The sequence below is a fragment of the Terribacillus aidingensis genome (genome assembly GCF_040703035.1).
GTDB lineage: Bacteria > Bacillota > Bacilli > Bacillales > Amphibacillaceae > Terribacillus.
Map to the genome: position 1 here is coordinate 3,055,817 of NZ_CP159996.1, position 22,953 is coordinate 3,078,769.

The 22,953-nt window shown below is 45.3% G+C and carries 19 protein-coding genes; 4 read left to right on the forward strand and 15 right to left on the reverse strand.

What is annotated here, in order from left to right:
- Positions 1 to 74: 74 nt before the first annotated feature.
- A complete protein-coding gene (locus tag ABXS78_RS15840) occupies positions 75 to 998 on the reverse strand; it encodes an alpha/beta hydrolase (RefSeq protein ID WP_366248013.1) in 924 nt (307 codons plus the stop codon).
- A 121-nt stretch (positions 999 to 1,119) separates the two neighbouring features.
- Between ABXS78_RS15840 and ABXS78_RS15845 the strand changes: the two genes are divergently transcribed.
- Entirely contained in the window at positions 1,120 to 2,316 is a 1,197-nt protein-coding gene (locus tag ABXS78_RS15845) for an MFS transporter (protein WP_366248014.1), read from the forward strand.
- Positions 2,317 to 2,543: 227 nt separating this feature from the next.
- Here the strand turns inward: ABXS78_RS15845 and ABXS78_RS15850 are convergent, their stop codons facing one another.
- The 12 genes from ABXS78_RS15850 to ABXS78_RS15905 all read right to left on the reverse strand — a co-directional run bounded on the left by ABXS78_RS15850 (position 2,544) and on the right by ABXS78_RS15905 (position 17,155).
- Positions 2,544 to 3,254 carry a FadR/GntR family transcriptional regulator gene (locus tag ABXS78_RS15850; protein ID WP_366249958.1) on the reverse strand — a complete coding sequence of 237 codons (711 nt, stop codon included), beginning with the start codon at positions 3,252 to 3,254 and terminating at the stop codon, positions 2,544 to 2,546.
- A gap of 104 nt (positions 3,255 to 3,358) precedes the next feature.
- Positions 3,359 to 4,723 carry a glucarate dehydratase gene (gudD, locus tag ABXS78_RS15855; RefSeq protein ID WP_366248015.1) on the reverse strand — a complete coding sequence of 455 codons (1,365 nt, stop codon included), beginning with the start codon at positions 4,721 to 4,723 and terminating at the stop codon, positions 3,359 to 3,361.
- 18 nt (positions 4,724 to 4,741) lie between these two features.
- Positions 4,742 to 6,055, reverse strand: coding sequence for an MFS transporter (locus ABXS78_RS15860; RefSeq protein WP_176465632.1), 1,314 nt, complete (start codon positions 6,053 to 6,055; stop codon positions 4,742 to 4,744).
- Positions 6,056 to 6,163: 108 nt separating this feature from the next.
- A complete protein-coding gene (gene gucD, locus ABXS78_RS15865; RefSeq protein WP_366248016.1) occupies positions 6,164 to 7,630 on the reverse strand; it encodes an alpha-ketoglutaric semialdehyde dehydrogenase GucD in 1,467 nt (488 codons plus the stop codon).
- A gap of 3 nt (positions 7,631 to 7,633) precedes the next feature.
- Positions 7,634 to 8,578 (reverse strand): 5-dehydro-4-deoxyglucarate dehydratase, encoded by a 945-nt coding sequence (gene kdgD / locus ABXS78_RS15870; protein WP_095221399.1) that lies wholly within the window; start codon positions 8,576 to 8,578, stop codon positions 7,634 to 7,636.
- Positions 8,579 to 9,020: 442 nt separating this feature from the next.
- Positions 9,021 to 9,449 carry a hypothetical protein gene (locus tag ABXS78_RS15875; RefSeq protein ID WP_366248017.1) on the reverse strand — a complete coding sequence of 143 codons (429 nt, stop codon included), beginning with the start codon at positions 9,447 to 9,449 and terminating at the stop codon, positions 9,021 to 9,023.
- Between the two features lie 110 nt (positions 9,450 to 9,559).
- Entirely contained in the window at positions 9,560 to 10,426 is an 867-nt protein-coding gene (locus tag ABXS78_RS15880) for an SDR family oxidoreductase (RefSeq protein WP_366248018.1), read from the reverse strand.
- Positions 10,427 to 10,525: 99 nt separating this feature from the next.
- Positions 10,526 to 12,580: a beta-galactosidase gene (locus ABXS78_RS15885; protein ID WP_366248019.1), complete on the reverse strand. Its 2,055-nt coding sequence runs from the start codon at positions 12,578 to 12,580 to the stop codon at positions 10,526 to 10,528.
- A 21-nt stretch (positions 12,581 to 12,601) separates the two neighbouring features.
- Positions 12,602 to 13,444: a sugar ABC transporter permease gene (locus ABXS78_RS15890; RefSeq protein WP_366248020.1), complete on the reverse strand. Its 843-nt coding sequence runs from the start codon at positions 13,442 to 13,444 to the stop codon at positions 12,602 to 12,604.
- 2 nt (positions 13,445 to 13,446) lie between these two features.
- Complete coding sequence (locus ABXS78_RS15895; protein WP_095221408.1) at positions 13,447 to 14,703, reverse strand: sugar ABC transporter permease; 1,257 nt, start codon at positions 14,701 to 14,703, stop codon at positions 13,447 to 13,449.
- A 57-nt stretch (positions 14,704 to 14,760) separates the two neighbouring features.
- Positions 14,761 to 15,987, reverse strand: a complete 1,227-nt coding sequence (locus ABXS78_RS15900) for an extracellular solute-binding protein (RefSeq protein WP_366249959.1) — start codon at positions 15,985 to 15,987, stop codon at positions 14,761 to 14,763.
- 163 nt (positions 15,988 to 16,150) lie between these two features.
- Positions 16,151 to 17,155 (reverse strand): LacI family DNA-binding transcriptional regulator, encoded by a 1,005-nt coding sequence (locus tag ABXS78_RS15905; RefSeq protein WP_366248021.1) that lies wholly within the window; start codon positions 17,153 to 17,155, stop codon positions 16,151 to 16,153.
- 175 nt (positions 17,156 to 17,330) lie between these two features.
- Between ABXS78_RS15905 and ABXS78_RS15910 the strand changes: the two genes are divergently transcribed.
- From ABXS78_RS15910 to ABXS78_RS15920, 3 genes are read left to right on the forward strand one after another with little or no spacing between them, the layout of a single operon-like run.
- Positions 17,331 to 18,503, forward strand: a complete 1,173-nt coding sequence (locus tag ABXS78_RS15910; RefSeq protein ID WP_366248022.1) for a galactokinase — start codon at positions 17,331 to 17,333, stop codon at positions 18,501 to 18,503.
- Between the two features lie 13 nt (positions 18,504 to 18,516).
- Positions 18,517 to 20,010, forward strand: coding sequence for a UDP-glucose--hexose-1-phosphate uridylyltransferase (galT, locus tag ABXS78_RS15915; RefSeq protein WP_366248023.1), 1,494 nt, complete (start codon positions 18,517 to 18,519; stop codon positions 20,008 to 20,010).
- Positions 20,007 to 21,038, forward strand: a complete 1,032-nt coding sequence (locus tag ABXS78_RS15920) for an aldose epimerase family protein (protein ID WP_366248024.1) — start codon at positions 20,007 to 20,009, stop codon at positions 21,036 to 21,038. The genes galT and ABXS78_RS15920 overlap by 4 nt, the downstream gene beginning before the upstream one ends.
- 45 nt (positions 21,039 to 21,083) lie before the next feature.
- Here the strand turns inward: ABXS78_RS15920 and ABXS78_RS15925 are convergent, their stop codons facing one another.
- Together ABXS78_RS15925 and maa are read right to left on the reverse strand one after the other, a co-directional pair.
- Entirely contained in the window at positions 21,084 to 22,223 is a 1,140-nt protein-coding gene (locus ABXS78_RS15925; protein WP_366248025.1) for an ROK family transcriptional regulator, read from the reverse strand.
- A 76-nt stretch (positions 22,224 to 22,299) separates the two neighbouring features.
- On the reverse strand, positions 22,300 to 22,860 hold the full coding sequence (gene maa, locus ABXS78_RS15930) for a maltose O-acetyltransferase (protein ID WP_366248026.1): 561 nt from the start codon (positions 22,858 to 22,860) through the stop codon (positions 22,300 to 22,302).
- Positions 22,861 to 22,953 lie beyond the last annotated feature (93 nt).

The following is a 22,953-nucleotide window of genomic DNA, read 5'->3' on the forward strand; positions in this document are numbered from 1 at the left end:
GATTTAAGTACGGTTTTTCTATTACAATGCTTGTATGATTTTAGACTTCTCCTAGGAAGGATAACGGCACACGATCATTTATACAGAGCTTGTCTCAGCTGAGAAGCTCCTTCTGCGACAGCTTGATGCGCTTCCTCTACTTGAGCTGTAAAACCAGCAAACCCATGGATCAGCCCTTCGTAATTCTTCACGAAAACATCGACACCCTCCTGCTTTAGCTGTTCAGCATAAGCCAGTGCTTCATCCCGCAACGGATCATATTGAGCTGTCAAGATAGCTGCAGGCGGCAATGTATGGAGCAGCTCAGAATGAACAGGCGATGCATATGGATTAAGACGGTCTGCTTCCGTCCGGTAATAATGACTGCGGAACCAATTCATTAAACGTTTGGTCAATAAAAAGCCTTCCGCATTTTCACGCAACGAAGCCGGCTCTTCTCCGATATATCCCGTCGATGGGTATAGAAGCAATTGGAATACAGGTTTATGTCCGCTTCTTTCTTCTGCCAGCAGACATGCAACTGTTGCCAGATTCCCACCTGCACTATCCCCTCCGACAGCTATTTTGTTGAGTTCGATTCCTAATCCTTCTGCATTGGCGGTTATCCATTGGTAGGAATCATACGCATCTTCCACTGCTGCCGGGAATTTATGTTCCGGTGCCAGCCGGTAATCTACCGAGATCACTGTACAATCTGCCAGATTGGCAATCTCACGGCAAGTTGCATCATGTGATTCAATGCTGCCGACAACCCAGCCGCCGCCATGATAAAAGACCAGTGCTGGCTGCACCTTGTTTTCAGAACGATAGATGCGGATCGGCAGCGCCCGATCATTTAATTCGATTCGACTGTCTTCAACTTTAGCTACTTCTTGTTTCGGTCCATCATCCTGCATTCTGGCTTGGTTGCGAAACTGTTCGGGTGAGACAGTTTCAAGCTGTATCGGCTGAGCATTCACTTCTTTCAAAAATGCTTGTATTTTTGGATTCAATCCCATGATACTTCCCCCTTTTCATTCTTTTTTCCACTATCTTACTGTAATTTAAACATGGGTGCATTGCAGCTCCCTCTAACAAGGTTTACAATAAGATAATTCCATACTGACGGGGGTACAGCTTATGAAGAAATCAACGTATATCTGGTTAGGCATCGCTTTATTCGCAGCAGCACTGAATTTACGCCCGGCAATCAACTCCATTTCACCGCTTATTGAAATCATTCAATCGGAATTACATATGAATGCATCCAGCGCAAGTCTGCTCACTTCCATACCCGTTTTATGTATGGGGATCTTCTCACCGGTTGCCGCCAAGTTGGCCAATCGCTTCTCGCTTGAATATGTGATCGGCTGGTCCTTAGCTGTCATTGGCATTGGTACCATCATTCGCCTGTTCACTCATACTTCCTTCTTCCTTCTATTAACTGCATTCCTGGCAGGTATCGGTATTGCAGCTGCAAGCCCCCTGCTTTCCGGGTTTATCAAAAAGTACTTTCCTAATAGTAGCGCGTTTATGATCAGCATTTATACTGCTGCCTTAGCTGTTGGTGCTGGCATGGCTTCCGGGGGTGCAGCACCGATTCAGCACATAGTTGATTCCTGGCAAGTCTCTTTGGCTGCCTGGTCATTATTAGCTCTGGTAGCAATCATAATATGGGTCCTCGTCGTATTGCCTCAAAAAAAGAAGGATAGGGCAATCCAAACATTCGGCGGCGCAGAGAAACTGCCTTGGAACCAGTGGAATGCCTGGCTGCTTACCTTTTCCTTCGGTGGTATGTCGTTTATTTTCTATTCGTTGACTGCTTGGCTCCCCCCTATTGTAGAAAATATGGGGTACAGCAAAATCTATGCGGCCAACTTGCTCGTCATATTCATGCTTCTGCAAGTACCAGCTAACTTAGCCATACCTTATCTGCTGAAGAAGATTCCAAGCCGTCTCTTCTGGCTTGTAACGGCCGCCCTATTCGAATTGATCGGCTTTGGGATGATCTCCTTATCCTTCCTGCCTTGGCTGGCAGCTTGTTTCATCGGCCTCGGGGCTGGCGGTTTGTTCGCAATGAATTTGCTGCTTCCGATCGATGTGACAACAACCCATCAGGCAGCAGCCTCCTGGTCTGCCATGGTGCAGTCAGTCGGCTATATCCTCGGATCATTCGGCCCTGTTATTCTAGGGGCTGTCAATGATATGACCGGAAGCTTTTCTTATTCCATCTTTGTATTGATAGCTGTGAATCTTTTGATGATCGTGATGCAGGTTCTCTCCGTCAAACGGAACTTCAAGCAAGAAAAAGTTGCCTCCAGACCAAAAATTGGATGATTAGCAGTTTGCTAGATTGGGTATCTTATTACTACAAACCCAATCACAAGGAGGATTCAAATCATGAGTTCATTAACAAAAGACGTTTTCACAACATATGCCGAGGAAGATACATTCGAGCTGGAGCCATACTTAGATCATCTGTTTGAATTGAATGAAGAAGAATCCGATAATGAATAAATAAAAGAAGCAGTAAGAAGCAGCGGCTGCGGAACCGCTGCTTCTTTCTATTCACCTTTTTTCTCCTGCTGTCCTTCGAGAATCTTCTTCTGCACAAAGCGCAGATGCTCATACATTGCTGTATGCGCTTTGTATGCATCTCTTTCCTTCAATGCTTCATATATACGCTTGTGATGTGCTACTGTCTTTTCTTTTTCCCTTACAATGATATGGTTATTGATTTTTGCATGATATAAGAGAAGCGAGTGAATCATACCATCGAGAATTAGGTTATTCGCACTTAAGGCAATGATCCGATGAAATCGTTTATCTGCCTGTCCATAGTTATTGTCCTGTGATTCCTCGATTTCCACGATCGTTTCATAAAGTTCTTCCAGCTGTTCGTCGGTAATCTTCTCCGTTGCGATAGTAATCAGTCCGAGTTCCAATACGATCCTTGCCTCGATGATCGCTTGGATATTATCACTTGCTAAATTAAGCATATCCGAAAAAGGCGCCGAGCCAACCTTCAGATTGAAATAAGTGCCTTCCCGTGTTTTGCGTGTAATGATGCCGAGGGTCTCCAATGCACTCAAGGCTTCGCGCAAAACAGTACGGCTCACGCCGAGGATCGTGATAAATTCCGCTTCGGTGGGCAGTTTGTCCCCCGGCTTCAGCTGGCCGCTCGATAGCAGATGCAAAATCCGTTCCACGACTTGTTTGGATAATGTTTTTCTGTTGACGTGCTCCACGTTCATTTGCAATGGGTCTCTCTCCATCATGTCCAACACCTTTATATGTGATAAACCTATGATACTGGGAATGGCACTAAAATACAAACGCATACAAAAGAGCCGCTCATAAAGATGCGGCTCCGAATCTATCATCGAACAAGACAAGGCTTCTTGTTATCGAATTTCCAATCCCGAATCAAATATTGCATGGCTGCAGCGTCATTCCGGGCACCAAGTCCCATCGATTTATACAGCTTATGGGCTTCTTCTACCTGCTCCATGTCAATCTCGATTCCCAGACCAGGCTTATCGGGTACCGCTAGCTTTCCTTCAATAATCTCATAAGGCTCTTTTGTCAATCGCTGTCCATCCTGCCAGATCCAATGTGTATCGATAGCTGTGATAGTCCCAGGTGCAGCTGCCGCTACATGTGTGAACATAGCCAAAGATATGTCAAAATGATTATTGGAATGCGATCCCCAGGTAAGTCCCCACTCATGGCACATCTGTGCGACCCTTACAGAGCCCTGCATCGTCCAGAAATGCGGATCGGCAAGCGGAATGTCTACTGCCTGCGACTGGATAGCATGCCCCATCTGACGCCAATCAGTTGCAATCATATTCGTGGCAGTCGGCAGTCCCGTAGCTCTGCGGAATTCCGCCATAATCTCACGTGAGGAATAGCCGTTCTCAGCCCCGCAAGGATCCTCTGCATACGCCAGGATATCATGCTTGCCTTTACAGAGACGAATTGCCTCATCCAGAGACCATGCTCCATTCGGATCAAGTGTTATCCGGGCATCCGGGAATCGTTTGGCTAATGCCTCAATTGCTTGTATTTCCTCTTCACCAGCCAGTACGCCGCCCTTTAGCTTGAAATCTCGGAAACCATACTTTTCATATGTTGCCTCTGCCAGACGTGCGATGGCTTCTGGTGTCAATGCTTCTTCATTACGTAAACGGAACCAATCCGATTTTGCATCAGGCTCACTCTTGTACGCAAGATCTGTCTGTCCGCGATCGCCGACGTAGAACAAATACCCAAGCACATCCACTTCGCTGCGCTGCTGCCCTTCGCCTAGAAGCGCAGCGGCTGGAACTTGCAGGAACTTGCCGAGCAAGTCGAGGAGTGCCGCCTCCAACGCTGTAACTGCATGGATTGTTGTGCGTAAATCAAAAGTTTGTTCACCACGGCCTCCTGCATCTTGATGAGCGAATTGCTGTCTTACTTGATTGAGGATTGCTTGATAAGAGGCGATTGACTCTCCAATTACAAAGGCTTTCGCTTGTTCAAGCGTCTGTCTGATCTTCTCTCCGCCCGGTACCTCCCCAACACCAACAGCACCAGAATTATCTTTGAGAATAACGATGTTACGTGTGAAATATGGGCCGTGTGCACCGCTCAAATTAAGCAGCATACTATCCCGGCCAGCCACCGGAATCACTTGCATCTCTGTAACAGCTGGCACGTGATTTGATTTCTCTGCTTTTATATTCTCTGACACTTGGTTCATGTTTCTATCCCCTTCCAGTTATTTTGTTGGTGCTTCCAATTCTACGCGTTCGATTTTTCCAACGATGAATAGATAGCTTAGGATGGCAACAAGTGCATTGGCTCCTACGAATATAAGTGCACCATTAAAGGAACCTGTTGCATTGACGATGTAACCAATGATGATCGGGGTTGTGATGGAAGCAATGTTTCCGAATGTATTGAAAAGCCCTCCGCTGACACCAGCTGTCTGCTTCGGAGATGTATCCGAAACGACTGCCCAGCCTAAAGCACCAAAGCCTTTCCCGAAGAAAGCGAGTGACATGATAACTACCACAAGCCATTCTGCATCGACATAGTTACAAATGATCATAGTGCAGGAAAGCAGCATTCCGATGATAATCGGAGTCTTACGCGCAATCGTCAAAGAAAGATTTTTCCGGAGCAGGAAGTCGGAGAACATCCCGCCAAGGATTCCCCCGAGGAAACCGCAAATAGCTGGCAGAGAAGCAATGAATCCCGCCTCTAGAATAGACATGCCGCGCCCTTGAACCAAATAAACCGGGAACCAAGTCAGGAAGAAGTAGGTCAGTGTTGTAATACAATACTGCGCGATATAAATACCAATCAGCATCCGCTTTTTCAACAGCTGTTTAATGAAAGGCCACTGAGATTGTTTCTCCCCCGTGTTTTCCTTCTTCTGATCCATATCCACGACTCCGCCGCCAGCTTCGATATAATCGATTTCCGCTTGGTTTGCCCTTGGATGCTCACGCGGATTACGGATCACTTTCAGCCATACAAATGCCAAAGCGATACCGATTGCTCCCATTACATAGAAGACAGACTCCCAGCCGAATCTGTAAGTCAGCCATCCCATCAGCGGTGAAAAGATGACAAGTGCGAAATACTGAGCTGAATTGAAGATAGCTGATGCTGTTCCCCGTTCATTACTCGGGAACCAAGCTGCGACAACTCGGCTGTTTCCCGGAAATGACGGCGCTTCAGCAAAACCGACAAGGAAACGAAGAGCAAACAAGACGATAATGGCTGTTCCTGCGGCAAAAAAGCCGATTGCTCCTTGTAGCAAAGTGAAAATTGACCAGAACAAAATGCTCATTCCGATAACAAGCTTGGAACCGAATTTATCCAGCAATATCCCGCCTGGTATTTGCCCGACTACATAAGCCCAGCCGAATGCAGAAAACACATAACCCATACTGACAGCATTCAATCCGAGGTCTGACTGCAATGCATCTCCCGCTATACTGATCGTTGCTCGGTCAGCATAGTTGACGGATGTGACTAAAAACAACATCATGACGATAAACCAACGGACCTTCGATTTCTTCATCTGTGAATTCTGCAGGTTATCTCTGACTTTATCCATATGCTTCATTCCTCCGCTCTATTGTAAGCGTTATCAATATTCAAGAAGGAAAAAGGGCCTAGAAACAGCCCTCTATCCTTTGACAAATACAGTCTTGATGCTCGTAAAGAATTCTTTGGCAGCTTCTCCCTGCTCTCTTGAGTGAGAGCTTGACTGCTTCATTCCGCCGAATGGAGCCTGCAGCTCTACACCGGCGCTTTCTGCATTGACACGGACAAGTCCTGCTTCCATATCTTCCACGAACTGCAGGAATCGCCCAATGTTCTTCGTGAAGATGGATGCACTTAACCCGAATTTCACATCATTCGCCACATCTATTGCTTTTTCCTCCGAATCCACCTTGATCAAAGCGATGACAGGACCAAAAATCTCCTCTTGAGCAATCACCATGTCATTGGTTACATCCTCAAAGATAGTCGGCTGGACGTAAAAGCCTTTACCATAATCTCCATCTGTCAGCTGCTCACCACCTAGGATAAGCTTAGCTCCTTCTTCCATACCTTTTTGGATATAGTGAAGGCAGTTTTCCAGCTGCGCTTTACTTGCTATCGGACCAAGCCACACGTCCTGCTCGAGACTGTTGCCAATCGTGATTTCCTTCGTCTTTTCAATCAGTCTATCCCGGAATGCTTCATATATCGGCTCTTCTACAATGACTCTGCTTGTAGCAGTACACTTTTGACCCGTGGAACGGAATGCACCGCTGATTGTTGCATCCACTGCCTGTTCGATATCTGCATCAGCAGCTACAATGACCGGATTTTTCCCGCCCATCTCCAGCTGATACTTTGCTCCTCTCTCCAATGCCGTCAAACCAATGCCTTTTCCGACATTATTGGATCCCGTGAAGGTAATACCATTTACCTTCGGATGCTCGGCCAACCCTTTCCCGATGACAGAACCAGCACCAGTAACCAGATTGATGACGCCTTTTGGAAAACCTGCCGCTTCAAAGCACTCGATTATTTTGATTGCTGTAATAGCAGTTTCAGAAGCCGGCTTAAACACGATTGTATTGCCGTAAATAAGCGCAGGTGCCATTTTCCAAATAGGAATTGCAACAGGGAAGTTCCACGGAGCAATGACACCGACAACTCCTAAAGGAACTCGCGTTGTATACATGAAGGCTCCAGGATCAGTCGATGGAATAACATCACCTGTTTTCCGCATCCCCTCCGCTGCATAATACTTCAGGATGGCAATACCGCGCTGCGTTTCACCGCGAGCTTCCGGCAATGTTTTTCCCATCTCTTTTGTGGCCGTTTCGGCAATCTCTTCGGTACGGTCCTCCAGGATAGCTGCAGCTCGATAAAGGAACTCTCCTCTGGCAGCACCGGATAAGCTTCGCCATTCCTTCCGTGCTGCATCCGCTGCTTCAACTGCCGATTCCAAATCGACGGTTGTAGAGCTCTGGATCTGACCAACAGGGTTGCTGGTATCTGCTGGATTAATGACCGTGATCTGTTCTGCTGATTCTGATTCCTGCCATTCTCCATTGATAAAGTTACGGTATACATTCGTTGTTACATTTGTAGCCATGTATTAGCTCTCCTTTATCTCTGAGATTTTCTCTTTGCGCGGATATTTGTCCAGTGCCTTCGAAAGTATCTGTTCCATTTCGTTATAGTGCTCTTTTGTTACTGGTACAACCGGAGGACGTACATACCCTCTTGTCTGCAAGCCGATGATCTCCATCCCTGCTTTGATCAAGGAAACGGCGTAGCCTTTGCGTTGTTTCCTTATACTGTTGATTGGCAGGATGACATCTGCATATAATGCATCCAGCGTATCCTGGTCGCCTGCTAGCAGCGCCTCATAATACATTCGGGAAATATGCGGGATATAATTTGAAATAGCCGAGGAATAAGTTGTTATCCCGAGCGGGACATAAGCAGGCATTGTGACCTCCGCCATCGGCATACCGTTCAGGAAATCAAGTCTCCCCTTAAATTCCTGCGTCAGACAAATATTCAAATCCATATTCCCGATGCCATCCTTAAACCCCTTCAGTTGGGGAAAAGCCGCCAGCCGTCTAACCGTCTCGACAGAGTAGACAGCATTATCCCTTTGATAGATAATCGCATCCAAGTCTGGTGCACTCTCGAATATTTCTTTTGCATACTGATAAAGTCCTTCCTGCTCCCCTTGAATTAGATAAGGCGGAAGCAGCAAAAATCCGTCAGCACCTTTTTCCTCTGATATCGCAGCAAGTTCAACAGCAGTACGGAGATTACCGCCGACTCCCGTGTAAATCGGAACCTTGCCAGCAACTGCTTCCATCGCTGTATCCAGCATCGCTTCATACTCTTTCCTATCCAAAGATTGGAATTCACCGGATCCACAAGCGATATAAATAGCATCCAGACCTTCTTCTACCAGAAAGTGGACATTTTCAAATAGTGCTTGTTCATCAAGCTTTCCAGCTTCGGTAAATGGTGCCACCGGAAACCCTAGAATACCTTTGGCTATTCCTGTTGATTGTCCCATAGTGTACCTCCTCAAGTAAGCGTTATCAATTCCGTTTGTTTAATTGTATTACAAATAGACAAAAGTGCAAATAATTTTTAGGTCTTTGAAAATACCGAAGAAAATATTGATAAAAGAAAAAACAGTATTCAACGAAACAGAGAAAGTATCGCCATAAAATACGGCATAAAAAAAGGGACCTAATCCCTATCTGTAATTTCTTCCGTAATTGGGTTTCGTTTCACTCCCAATCGGTTATACAACAACTAACCCCCATATCTTAATCAGTTACAAAATTGTTCAGCATGTATCCAATGAATTCGTTCATTGGATATTTTTTTGTGTATAAAAATAATAGTGAAGTACCAGAATACATCAAAGGAAACAAAATAAAGGAAAAAGCAATTTAAAGATGTAAAATTGCTTTTTCCTTATTTTGTTTCCTATTTAAGTGAAGACTCTTTTAAACGCTGAAATCTTCATGAATGAATCCGCCATAGAACTTGTTAGAAGGTACTTCGTAGCCTGTTACCGTTCCGAATTTCCGCATCATTACAGCGTTCCATGCCAGGAACCAAGCTCGATCCTCCTGCAGTCCATCCAGCATCATCGGCGTTACTTCCACTTGTCCGTCAAAGAGATGCACACCAAGTGAAGCAAGCTTCTCTAAATCCCCCGTCAGCTCATAATCAGCAAGCATCTGGCGATAATTGAATTGACAGCTGTCAAACTTGAAGTATGGTTTGAAGAGCTTGTACAGCCTGCTGTCACCCGCCATCAGATATAAGACGGCAAGGCAGCCTTTATGCTGTAATACTTCCGCATTCCCAATACCAGCCCGCAAATTCTGATACTTGATTTCGTGATCCTCATCGTGGAATTTAATATACATGTTCATCCCTCCTCCCAAATGAATTTGCTTATTCAGTAGTAGGAATCTTTTCCCTTTCCTTCTAAAAGACAAACAAAAAACCCCGTCCGACGGACAGGGTTTTTTAGCTATCAGGAAGATGTATAAGATCCTCCATTGATGTGGATTGCTTGACCAGTCATATAAGAAGCTTCATCAGATGCAAGCATTACATACGGCCACGCATGCTCGGAAGGCTGCCCTGGGCGTCCCATCAGGCTGTCTTGTCCGAACTGCTCAATTTTATCTTCCCCGATAGTAGCCGGGATGAGCGGTGTCCATACTGGACCAGGTGCTACAGAGTTAGCACGAATTCCTCTCTTGATAAGGCTTTGGGCGATACTGCGCGTCCAAGCTGTGATAGCACCTTTTGTCGCTGAATAGTCCATGAACATCGGGTTGCCTCGGTAAGCATTGATGGAAGACGTACTGATGATGGAGTCTCCTGCTTTCATATGACGCACAGCTGCTTTCGTCAAATAGAATTGGGAGAAGAAGTTAACACGGAATACTTCCTCAAATTGTTCTGAGGAAATCTCAAGCACATCCTCCCGCACATACTGAATAGCTGCGTTGTTCACTAGAATATTGATCTTGCCGAATTCCTCAACTGTCTTTTCGACTAAGCTGATACAATGCTCCTCATCCTTGATGTCCCCTGGCAGCAGCAAGCAGCGCTTACCTTCTGCTTCCACAAGACGTTTCGTCTCTTCAGCATCTTCCGTTTCATCAAGGTAGCTAATTGCGACATCCGCACCTTCTTTTGCATATAGGATAGCAACTGCACGGCCGATACCGGAATCACCGCCTGTGATAAGAGCTGCTTTTCCTTCCAATCTTCCTACACCTTTGTAATCTAGCGGCTGATGCGGCAGTGGATCCATTTTTGCTTCAATGCCCGGCTGGCGATCCTGCTGGTGCGCACTAGTTGAGCCATTCATCATATCTTTCGGTTCCATAGAAAAGTCTCCTTTGTATCTTGATTGATACAATACCTTTCCACATCTTCCTCGCAGTCAAACGTCGAACCGAAAGTAAACTATCAGGCTCTGCCATTATCACTTGCTCAGACGAAGCACTTTCACCTCATAGGAATCCAGCTGAATCTCTCCTTCTACATCCCCTTCCTCCAGTACATCCTCATACACTTGATCCAGTTGTATGTTACTTGTCTCTTCACTGAAATTCATGACAAAGATAAACAAGAAATCAGCATTATAGCGTACTTGAATGGATACTCCTTCTTGCTTCGTAATACCAACTGGTGCGTGAATCTGCTCTGTTTTCAATATTTCCGAATAAAAGTCGTCCTGGAATGCATCCTCTAATCTAGCACCAATATAATAGGCAATGCCCTCTCCATAAGCATGCTCCGTGACAGCCGGTGTTCCTGCATAGAAATCTTCTTCATATACGGCTAGCTCATTCGCGTTAATGAGTTCGAGAACAGTCGCATAATCTTTCAATTCATAATACTTGCCTCTATAAAGGACTTGATTGCGATCTCGCGGATACAGTGTATCCGTTTCGGTTGGCCGTAATCCGAATACATCCGAAAGCTTCTCCTGCCATGCTCCTTTATGCACCAGGTCGTGCTCATTCACCACACCGCTGATATACGTCATGACCAGTTTACCGCCATTTTTCACAAATGCTTCGAGTTTTTCTGCGGTCTGGTCATCCATCATATACAGCATCGGGACGACTAAAAGCTTATACTTGGAGAAATCGTGATTTTTCATAATAACGTCCACTGGAATATCCCGTTTCCAAAATGGCCGGTAGTGTGCATGCATCGTCCTAATATATTGCTTGGAATCCAATCCATATCCTTGTGCATCTTCTAACGCCCAGTCATTTTCCCAATCATACAAGAGCGCTACTTCCGCAGCACGATGCGTCCCTTTAAGGCTGGCTAGTTTTTCCATTTTCTCACCTAGCTCTGCCACTTCCCGGAATACACGATTATCCTGCGAACGATCATGATCGACGACCGCTCCATGAAATTTCTCTGTTGAACCACGTGATTTGCGCCATTGGAAATAAAGGATACTATCCGATCCATGAGCAAGCATCTGCATCGAAGCAAGGATATGCATGCCTGGCCGCTTCGCTTTGTTAACAGGATGCCAGTTGACGGCACTTGGTGTATTTTCCATCAGTAAAAATGGCTGATCCTTTAGTGTCCGGTACAAGTCATCAATGAATCCAACCTTCATCGCTAGCTCTGCAGTTGTTTCCCAGTCATTATGCCAAGTCGGATACGCATCCCAGCTAATTACATCAATCTTTTCTGCGAAACGGTTGTAATCCAGTCCGCGGAATGGGATTAAATCAGGTGTGTCTGCCATAAAATTAGTCGTAACAGGAACGTCCGGAGTAATCTCACGTATCGGAACCATCTCATTCTCCATGAAACGGACAGTTTGATCAGTTGAGAATCGCCGCCAATCCAGGCGCAGTCCATGCACGCCATCTTCTCCATTCGGTGAAGGTGATTCTACCTGTTCCCAATCAGTAAACGTATGACTCCAAAACGGTCCCCACCATGCATCGTTCAAGCTTTCTAGATTTCCGTCGTATTTCTCTTTCAGCCATTCACGAAAAGCACTCTGGCAACGTTCGCAATGGCAATCACCGCTGTACTCATTGGAAATATGCCATAGCAGTAACGCCGGATGCTTTCCATACCGCTCTGCCAGCTTTCGGTTTATCTTCTCTGTTTTCTCCAAATATGTCGGGGAAGTGAAGCAATGGTTATGCCTGCCTCCATGCAGCTGTTTTACTCTTGCTGCATTCACTCGCAGTACATCCGGATATTTTTGAGACATCCATGCAGGTCGAGCACCGCTTGGAGTAGCTAAAATCACTTTTCCGCCAAAGGAATGTATGTCATCGAAAATCTTATCCAGCCATTCAAAATTGTACACACCCTCTTCAGGCTCTAATGCACTCCAAGCGAAAATGCCAACCGAGAAAGTGTTCGTATGTGCCAATTGCATCAATTCAATGTCTTCTTTCAGAACATCGGGGTACTTCAGCCACTGATCGGGGTTGTAGTCTCCTCCATGCAGCAAAAAAGGTGCTTTTAACTCGCGCTTCGATTGATTCATTTTCTTCTCTCCCTTTTCTGGTTATCCTTTCGTTCCGCCTGTCGTCAGACCCGAAACAAAGTTCCGCTGCAGCAGCAGGAAGACGATGGCGATTGGAATACTGATCAGTATGGCTCCAGCTGCAAACGTCGTATAACTCGCTCCCATAACCTCATTCACTAAGTTAAACAGACCAATTGGAAGTGTATAAGCTTCCGTCGTACGCAAAATGACAGAGGACAAAACAAAATCGCCTAATGGCACCGTGAACCCATTCATGGCGACAACCGCCAGCATCGGCTTCGATAATGGCATGATGATTTGCCAAAATGTCCGGGTGAAGCTTGCGCCATCTATCCGCGCACTTTCATCCAGCTCCATCGGAATGGAATCCATATAGCCCTTCATTAAATACGTATTCATCGGAATCAGCCCCCCGATGTACAGCAGGATCAGCAGCCAATGACTGTTGACCATATCCAGCATCTGCGCCAGGACAAAAAGGGCGATTAGTGCTGAAAATTGCGGAATCATTTGCAGCAGCAGAAAGACAGTCAATGTATTCTTCCTGCCTCTGAAACGGAATCGTGAAAAAGCATAGCCTGTGAACGAAACACTGATGATAGCACCAAGCATCGTGAAGAAGCTGATCTTAACCGAATTCAAATACCACTGCACATACGGCAGGGATTCAGAGCCTTCGAACAGTTCTTTATAATGTGCCAGCGTCGGATTTTTCGGAATGATGGATGTACTGATCAAGCTGTTTCCAGGGTTGAAGCTTGCGCCAATTGTCCACGCGAGCGGATATAGAATCATTATCGACATAACAATCAGCACACCATAGGAAAGTGTAAGGCGAATCAAACGTGATCGATTCCGCATGCTCATGCTCCTTCCTTGAATGTACTTGATTTTCGGAACTGCCATAACGCAATGGATACGACAACAACAGATAACATGATAGTCAGGGCAGCTGCCAAAGCATATTGGCTGGACTGCATCGTCAGCTTATAAATCCATGAAACCAAAATATCTGTTCCGCCGGCAGTGGAATCCGGAACCGCCGGACCTCCCGCATTAAACAGATAGATAATATTGAAGTTATTAAAGTTGAATGTGAATTGCGTTATGATAATAGGTGAGATCGACAATAGAATCATCGGCATCGTAATATGGCGGAACTTCGAAAAAGCCGACGCCCCATCGATTGTCGCCGCTTCATACAAGTCCTCGGGTATCGATTGCAGCACACCAGTTGTCACAAGAAAAATGTACGGAAAACCAAGCCACCCTTGCATCATGATCAGTGCGAATCGCGCCCAATTCGGATCTGTCAGCCAAGGAATGGCATCGAGACCGAGTGCGGCAAGGATATCGTTGTTAACAGCTCCGAAACTGTCATTGAACAAGCCTGCGAAAATCAATATGGTGACGAAGCCAGGAACTGCCCATGGCAAGACGAGGATCGTACGAAACAGTTTCTTGAAACGTATTTCTTTTTGATTCACAACCACTGCGAGAAAGATTCCTAATGCCACTTGCAGTGTGGATGCTACGATTGTCCAGACTACTGTCCATGCAAGTACATCGAAAAAAGTTGAACGCCAGATATCGACAGTGAAGATTTCCTTGAATGTACTGAACCCGACCCATTCGACCAGTTTAGCTGGTGGTGAATTATATAAATCATAATTCGTAAAGGCGATCGCAAAGCTGAAAAGGATCGGGAAAACGACAGCGAACAATAGCAGCAGGAATGCCGGTCCGCTGATCAAATACGGATAGCCCTTGAACAGCACATGCTGATACTGCTGCCGAAGTGTGTAAAGCGTCTGCTTGTTATCTCGCATAACGCCCGTTTTATAAGCATCCCGCAGATTTAAATAATAGACGATCAAACCTAGGAAGATGACAATCAACGCTATGAGTCCTTCTGCCAATAGGAAAATCGAGTTATCTCTTGGGATCTCAGTCCCTAGCGTAACGATTCCCCACAGTCCCATATTCAACAGATCCTTAAATGCAACAAAGAAAGAAACTGTTATCAGCAGAAACAATAATCCTTTCAGCCATTGCCGATGATAAAACTGACCGAAACCTGGTATGATCGAGAGCAACAATGCTACTTTACGATGCTGCATGCCTATTCCTCCTCTTACATAGGAAATACGTGCCGGCATTGTGCCGGCACGTATCCATCATTTCTCGCCGTGATTTGCCTCAATTTGACCTTTAATTGATTTTACTGCCTGATCGAGAGCTTCCTGCGGCTCGGATTTCCCAGTCGCAATCGTCTGCAAAGCAGCATCCGTTGGTTTCCACACTTCATTCATTTCCGGTATGCCAGGTGTGAGGTCAGAGAACTGTGATTGTTCTGCAATCGCCTTTGAAGCATCGCTTTCCATCACTTCCTGATCCTCTGCCAGCGCCTTCACTGCCGGAACCTCTTTTGTCTTTTCATAACGAACCTTTGATACTTCTTCATTACTTAAATACTTCACTAGCTCTTCTGCCAGCTCCGCATTTTTAGAGAACGTGCTTACGTTATAGCTTTTTACTCCGATAAATGCGCGCATATTTTCTCCATTGGATAGCTTCGGCAAGGAAGCAATGCCATAGTCGACTCCAGCTGTTTCAAATGGTTCCAGATTCCATGGGCCTGATATGATGGCAGCCGCTTTCCCTTCGGTAAACAGCGACTCGATAACGTTGATTCCTTGCTCACCCACTAAGCCCGACGGGAATAGCTTCTCATCGTAGAAACGCTTGATCTCACTTGCGCCTTCTACCGCTCCTTCATTGTTTAATCCGATGTCTTCCGGATTAAACGTACCATCGCTGTTCTTGCCGAAGACGTAGCCGCCATAGCCGCTCAGCACGCTATTGGCATAATAGGTCTGATCAAACAGTGCCAGGAAACCATATTGCTCCCCTTGACGAACTTCTTTGGAATAATTGAACCACCCCTCCAAATCCTGTGGCAGTTCTTCTTCGGTAATAAGATCCTTATTATAGTAGAGCATCGTCGTTTCAACAGCTTTCGGAAGTCCATACACTTTACCGTCGACGATTTGCGATTGCATGGCTGATTCTGTGTAAGCGGATTGCAACGTTTCATCAACCGCCAATTCTTTCACTAAACCCTCCGCAACAGCAGATCCCATTTGGTCTCCCGGCATTGTGAATACATCAGGGCCTGACCCAGCTGGGCCGTCCAGCCGTAAATCTTCTAATTGCTGGGCATAGTTTTTCTCAACGATTTCTACCGTCACATCATGTTCTTTTTCAAACTCGGCTACAGCGTCTTCAATACCGATTGCTTTCTCTTTATCTTCCCAAATGACTAATTTGTCACTTTTTTCGGACTCACTTCCATCCGCACCGCTCTCTTGCGGTCCACACCCAGCCAGTAAAACTCCCGTCATTAAACCAGATACCAAGCCAAGGACTAGCTTTTTCCTTTTCACTCGACCCCACTCCTTTTATTGAAAGCGTTTACAATATTAAACATAGCATTCTGTCCATCCGAAGTAAACAATTATTTTACTTATTTAGGTAAATAATTTACGCAAACAAAAAACGACTTTTTTAGTCAGTCGTTTTCGTCATCGTACTCTTTCTTTCGACAATCTCGCCAGTAATTAGTACTGTCTTAGATAATGTCCGCTTACCTAGTATTTGTTCCAGCAGCAAATCAATAGCTGACTTGCACACTTCATTCAAATCGATACGGACAGTCGTCAAAGGAGGAGATACATATTTTGCCACACTGATATTATTGATACCGATAACGCTCACCTGCCCCGGAATAGCGATACCTTCTTCATTCAATGCCTGGAGCATACCTACAGCAATCGGATCAGCAGCCGCAACGAATGCACTCGGCAGCACACTCAATTCATCCATCGCCTTTTTCATTAAGCCATAACCATTTTCAACGCTGAAACCACGTCTGCAAAGAACGGATCGATCATCCAGGATACCCTTTTCCTCCATATAGGTACGGAAAGCCTTCTCTCTGGGATCCATCTCATCCATCATCGTATCCGGGTTTTGAAAGGTTCCGCCAATGAAGCCTATTTCGCGGTGCCCTTGCTCCAGCAAATGGTCTATCTGCTTCCTCGTAATCCATTCCAAATCGGGACGTACAGCATCGTAATGATCCGGATTTGGAGATGAATCAATGAAAACACCATTCTTAGTTAAGTTCTGCAGCTTTACGTGCTCCGCTTTCGTGAAGCTCCCCACCGCCAGAAACCCTTGGATAGTATCGGGAACAGCTTCTATCCCATCCTCTTTTTTGTATAAAGTCAATTCAACATTGCGTTCTTTCGCACATTGTTCCAGTGCCTTACGCATCGTTTTGAAATAAACATCCTCCAGCTCTTCTGTAACTGTTACCCAATAGAGAAAAGCTATTTGCTTAATCCGTATATGGACTTCTTTCTTTCGATAGTTCAGCCGTTCTGCCACTGCAAATATTTTGTCCTTTGTTTCTTCTGTCACAGATAGGCTTTCGTCGTGATTCAGCACCCTGGAAACTGTGGAAACAGAAAACCCGACTTCATTTGCGATTTCTTTTATTGTTGCCAAACCCCTCACCTCTTCTGATTAGATTATGACAGATAAACACACACCAGTAAACTTTTTACTAAATATTCAACTCGCAAAATAGGCTTAAGTATCCCTTGCTTCCAATTTCTCCTTATAGTACACTATCTGTAACTTAGTTAATTAAATTAATAAAGTACATTCAGGAGGCATCGTAATGACGCTTAATCAGAATCTAACAGCTTCATTTCAAAAAATCTTCCAAACTACTGAAAATCCACGCCAATTCTTTGCACCTGGCAGAATCAATTTAATCGGTGAGCACACTGATTATAATGGCGGACATGTATTTCCAGCAGCAATCTCTTATGGGACTTATGCTTTAGCGGCAAAACGCAGTGACAACTTACTCAGATTTTACAGCATGAACTTTTCTGAAACCGGTATCATTGAACGCAGGTTAGATGATCTTGCCTTTCAATCCAACGATGATTGGGCCAATTATCCAAAGGGTGTATTACTTTATTTACAGCAAGCTACCGACAAAATAACATCTGGCATGGACATCCTTTATTACGGAGATATACCAAATGGAGCCGGTCTCTCTTCTTCTGCTTCCATTGAGCTAGTTACTGGCGTATTGGCTGATAGCATATATGGACTTGGAATGGAACGTATTCCGCTTGTACAGCTTGGACAACGGGTGGAGAATGAATATATCGGTGTAAACAGCGGCATCATGGATCAATTTTCGGTCGGGATGGGTAAACAAGGGCACGCTATCCTGCTTGACTGCAACACATTGGATTACGAGCATGCACCCGTAGATTTGTCTGAACATGTGATTTTGATTGCCAATACGAATAAGCAGCGAACTTTATCCGGTTCAAAATATAACGAACGCCGATCAGAATGTGAAGCTGCCCTGCAGGATTTACAGCAAAAACTCAAGATTAATAGTCTCGGCGAGCTCTCACCAGAAACATTTGAACAGCATCACACATTAATCAGCAATCCTGTCCACGTCAAACGTGCACGTCATGCTGTATATGAGAATAACCGCACGATCGAGGCGTTGAAAAAGCTTCAAAGGCATGACTTGGCTGCTTTCGGGGAATTGATGAATGATTCGCATCGTTCACTGCGGGATGATTACGAAGTGACTGGACAGGAACTCGATACGATTGTTGAAGCTGCCTGGGCACAGGATGGTGTTCTCGGCGCTCGCATGACAGGTGCTGGATTCGGCGGCTGCGCAATTGCATTAGTGGAAAAAGATAAGATTGATGCAGTCCAAGCAGGTATCCAGCAGCACTATAAAGAAAAGATCGGATATGAGGCAACCTTCTATACTGCTACGATCGGTGACGGTGCAAAGGAATTAGCATAAAGGATGTGTTCATATGATTTATTCAGATATCGAGGCTTTACTAGAGCAGACTTGCAAGGAAGATTTAATAAAGGAACGGGATATCATCTACGTACGAAACCAAGTAATGCACTTGCTGAAGATGACAACATACCCGGCACATAAAATTTTGACGAGCTCTGGTTCGATACCGGATTTAGTCGATCGAATCGTCGATTATGCCGTGAATGAAGATATCATCGATAACATTTTGGATGAGAAAGAGATGCTTGCGGCATCGTTGATGAATTGCTTTATACCTCGCCCTTCCACTGTCCAGGCATCATTTGACAGCTATTATAAGAAATCACCGGAACAGGCAACGGATTACTTTTATAATCTAAGCAAGAACAGCAACTATATCCAGATGAATCGGATCAAAAAAAATATATCGTATAAAGTACAGACCGAATATGGCGAAATGGACATTACCATCAACTTGTCCAAACCTGAAAAAGATCCAGAACAAATCAAGCGCGAACGGATGATGAAGCAGGATAATTCCTACCCTCTCTGTGTGCTCTGCAAAGAAAATGAAGGCTATTCAGGAAGAATTGGATATCCTGCAAGGTCCAACCACCGCGTAATTGAATTGTCACTAGGAGAGGAGAAGTGGCTTTTCCAATATTCTCCTTACGTTTATTATGATGAACACAGCATCGTATTATCAGAGGAACATCGGGATATGAAAATCAATGCAGATGCATTCCGAAGACTGCTTGAATTTGTGGAGAAGTTCCCTCATTATTTCATTGGCTCAAATGCCGATTTGCCGATTGTAGGAGGTTCTATTCTCTCCCATGATCATTATCAAGCAGGGCGCTATACCTTTGCCATGACCAATGCGGAAGAACGCTATACCTTTTCGATTCATTCGCATCCTGACGTAAGAGCTTCTGTTCTTAAGTGGCCGATGACGGTCATTCGGCTCCAGGCGAACGACCAGGGGAAATTGGTAGAGGCAGCCGATAGTATTCTGGCCTTTTGGCGCAACTACGATGACAAAAATGCATCCATTCTATCTTATACAGACAACACGCCGCATAATACAATAACTCCGATTGCCAGAATGCGTGATGATTTGTATGAAATGGATCTTGTACTTCGCAATAACCGGACGACAGCTACCCACCCATTGGGTATCTTTCACCCGCATGCAGATGTGCATCACATCAAAAAAGAAAATATCGGATTGATTGAAGTGATGGGCCTCGCTGTATTGCCGCCGCGCTTGGAAAAAGAGCTAGAAACAATTTATAAGTTTCTAGCCGGAAAAGTCGATGCAGTGGACCCTCCGCACGAAGAATGGGCTCGGGTATTGCGTGCGGAACATGGATTCCTTCATAACGAACAATATGCAAAAGAAGTTGTTCAAAAAGAACTTGGCAAGAAATTCGTCCGCGTATTGGAGGATGCTGGAGTCTTTAAGGACGACAAAGTCTTTCAGCGCTTCATCACAAAACTCAATCAGAAAGTGGTGTCTTCATGATCGAAAAGACTATCCTCCAGGATGGGTGGGAATTGTACACGGTCACCAATAATAACGGAATGCGTCTTGAGGTTCTGAACTTTGGAGGCATCATCACGTCCCTGGAAGTACCTGATAAAGACGGGGACTTAGAGAATATCGTACTAGGCTATCGCGACCTTCAAGATTACAAAGATAATCCCAACTACTTCGGTGCTTTGATCGGCCGGGTAGCTGGACGGATAAGAGAGTCTGAATTCGTATTGGATGGCCAAACATACAAACTGGAAGCAAATGAAGGGAACCACCATTTGCACGGCGGTCCTGAAGGGTTTCACCAAGTACTTTGGAAGGTAGAACCTTTTGAAGAGAATGAAATAAACGGTCTTCGACTTTCTCACACAAGTAAGGATGGTGAAGGCGGCTACCCAGGGAGCCTAACAGTGAATGTCACCTACACACTCACAGAGGACAACAAATTAGTTATCCTTTATGAAGCAGCCACTGACAAGGCAACTCCTGTAACTCTGACAAATCATACGTACTTCAATCTCAGCGGAAACCTGAAAAGAACCATTGCGAAGCAGCAGGCATTGGTCGCAAGTGATCAGTACACAGAGTTGGATGAAGAACTGATTTCAACCGGCAGACTGCTGGATACAGCTGCTTCACCATTCGCCTTGCGGTCATTCAAACCGTTAGAGGAAGTATTCGGCGCACAGCATGAACAGCTTCGCATTGCCGGGGAAGGTATCGATCACTACTTCTTGTTTTCAAGCAATGAGAAACCAAAAGCTGGTCTCTATGATCCAGATAGCGGAAGACTACTGACTATCCAATCGAATCAGCCTGGCCTCGTCGTGTATACAGGTAATGGCCTGGATGATTCATTGGTACTTAGAGAACGCAAATCTGAAAAGTACCTGGGGATTTGTTTTGAAACACAGGCTTTCCCTGCTGGCTTGCATCATGTTGGTTTTCCAGATCTCATCTTGAAGCCTGAAGAGCCGTACCGAAAAGAGACTGTATTCTCTTTTTCAACCAAATAATTATAAAAGGAGCCAGCCAATCAATCGATTGGCTGGCTCCTTTTATTATACCGGTGCAAACAGGTCCACCAACTGCAGCGCTACTGCCCCTAATGCTGTCGCATGCTTTCCATGTTTACTTACCATTATTTCAGTCTGAGCCGCTTGGTCCGTCAGGGCTCGGCTCGCAATTTCTTCCTTCAGTGGGGGGAGGAGAAATTCTGCGCTCTCCATTACGCCTCCACCAAGAATGATCCGATCGGGATTCAACAGATGAATTAAATTGATCAGACCGATCCCCAGTATCTGGCCAGTCTTTTCCAGAGTGGTTTTAGCTTCTTCATCTCCAGCTCTTGCTGATTGATAGACAGCTTCTCCACTCGCCATACTCGCTCTCCGCGCGATAGACGGGCCACTTGCAAGTGTTTGCAGGCAGCCATTGTTTCCGCAAGCGCATTTCTCTCCATTCGGATCAATAGACATATGCCCAAGCTCTCCAGCCAAGCCAGCCGCTCCGTGGAAAAGCTTTCCACCGATGATGATTCCCGCACCAATTCCGCGTCCGATATTAACGGCCACCATACTATCCTGCATATCATACCCACCGAACCATGATTCACCGAGCGCCATCGCCCGTGCGTCATTATCCACCTTCACAGGAATGCTGAATCTAGTTTCCAGCTCCTCCTTGATTGCAATGTTACGCAATCCTAAAAGAGGAGCTACTCGCGAAACACCTGTCTCTACATCGACGACTCCATGCATCGCTACTCCAATACCTATGATCTGCCCCGTTTGCACGCTAAGCTGATCAAGCAATTGCTGGATCGCTGTTACAACTTGATGCAAAAACTCGCTATTCGTATGCACATGAAGTGGATGTGAGACGAGCCCTAATATCTCTCCTGTCAGATTCGTCAAAATGCAGTCGACTGTTCCAGGACCAGCATCGACACCGATGACGAACCACTCATCTGTCCGGATATGAAGCATGGTAGGCTTTCGTCCGCCGCTCGAGGATCCGAGCTTACTTTCCTCCACCAGACCTTGTTCCATCAGCTCTTTAACGATGATACTGACTGTCGGAGGTGTCAGGCCTGTCTCCTTTGCAATATCTGCGCGTGATATTGGCGCTGCCACGCGAATCTTATTGAGGATCAAAGATCTATTCACTGTTTTCATCAATTGAAATGTGCCACGCTGCATATAAACCGCTCCACTGTCAGTAGTAATTTCAGTATATCATCATTCAAACTAAGCCGACGCCATGTAAATCTAATCTCTAGATCTCTATATCTTTAATCACTCTTGCTGGATTTCCCCCGACTACAGTATTTGCAGGGACATCTTTCGTTACGACTGCACCTGAACCGACAACCGCATTATTCCCGATTGTAACACCAGGATTAATGACAGCACGTCCGCCGATCCAGACATTATCTCCAATTGTCACCGGCTTGCCCAATTCATATCCAGAATTACGTTCTACCGGATGCAATGGATGCGTTGCGGTATAAATATGTACACCTGGAGCAAGCATGCAATTATCACCGATACGAATTTCACAAATATCCAGCATTACACAATCAAAATTCGCATAGAAGTTCTCTCCAAGATGGATATTGTACCCGTAATCACAGCGAAAAGTCGGTTCGATGTAGGATTTGCCTTTTGCAGAGCCGAGTATCTGCTGCAATAAATTCGCTCTCTCGGCATGTTCATAGCTTGTCGTATCATTATATTGCCGAATCAACTCTCGAATTTCCATCCGTCTATCCGTTAATTCTTTATCGGACGGACGATAAAGCTCTCCAGCCACCATTTTCTCTCTTTCTGTCTTCAAATTACCTTCTCCCCTTTCTGATAATGATAATCTCTCACTTTATATATCTATTGTTATAAAACTCGTAAACACTGACCATACTGATTCTATTAT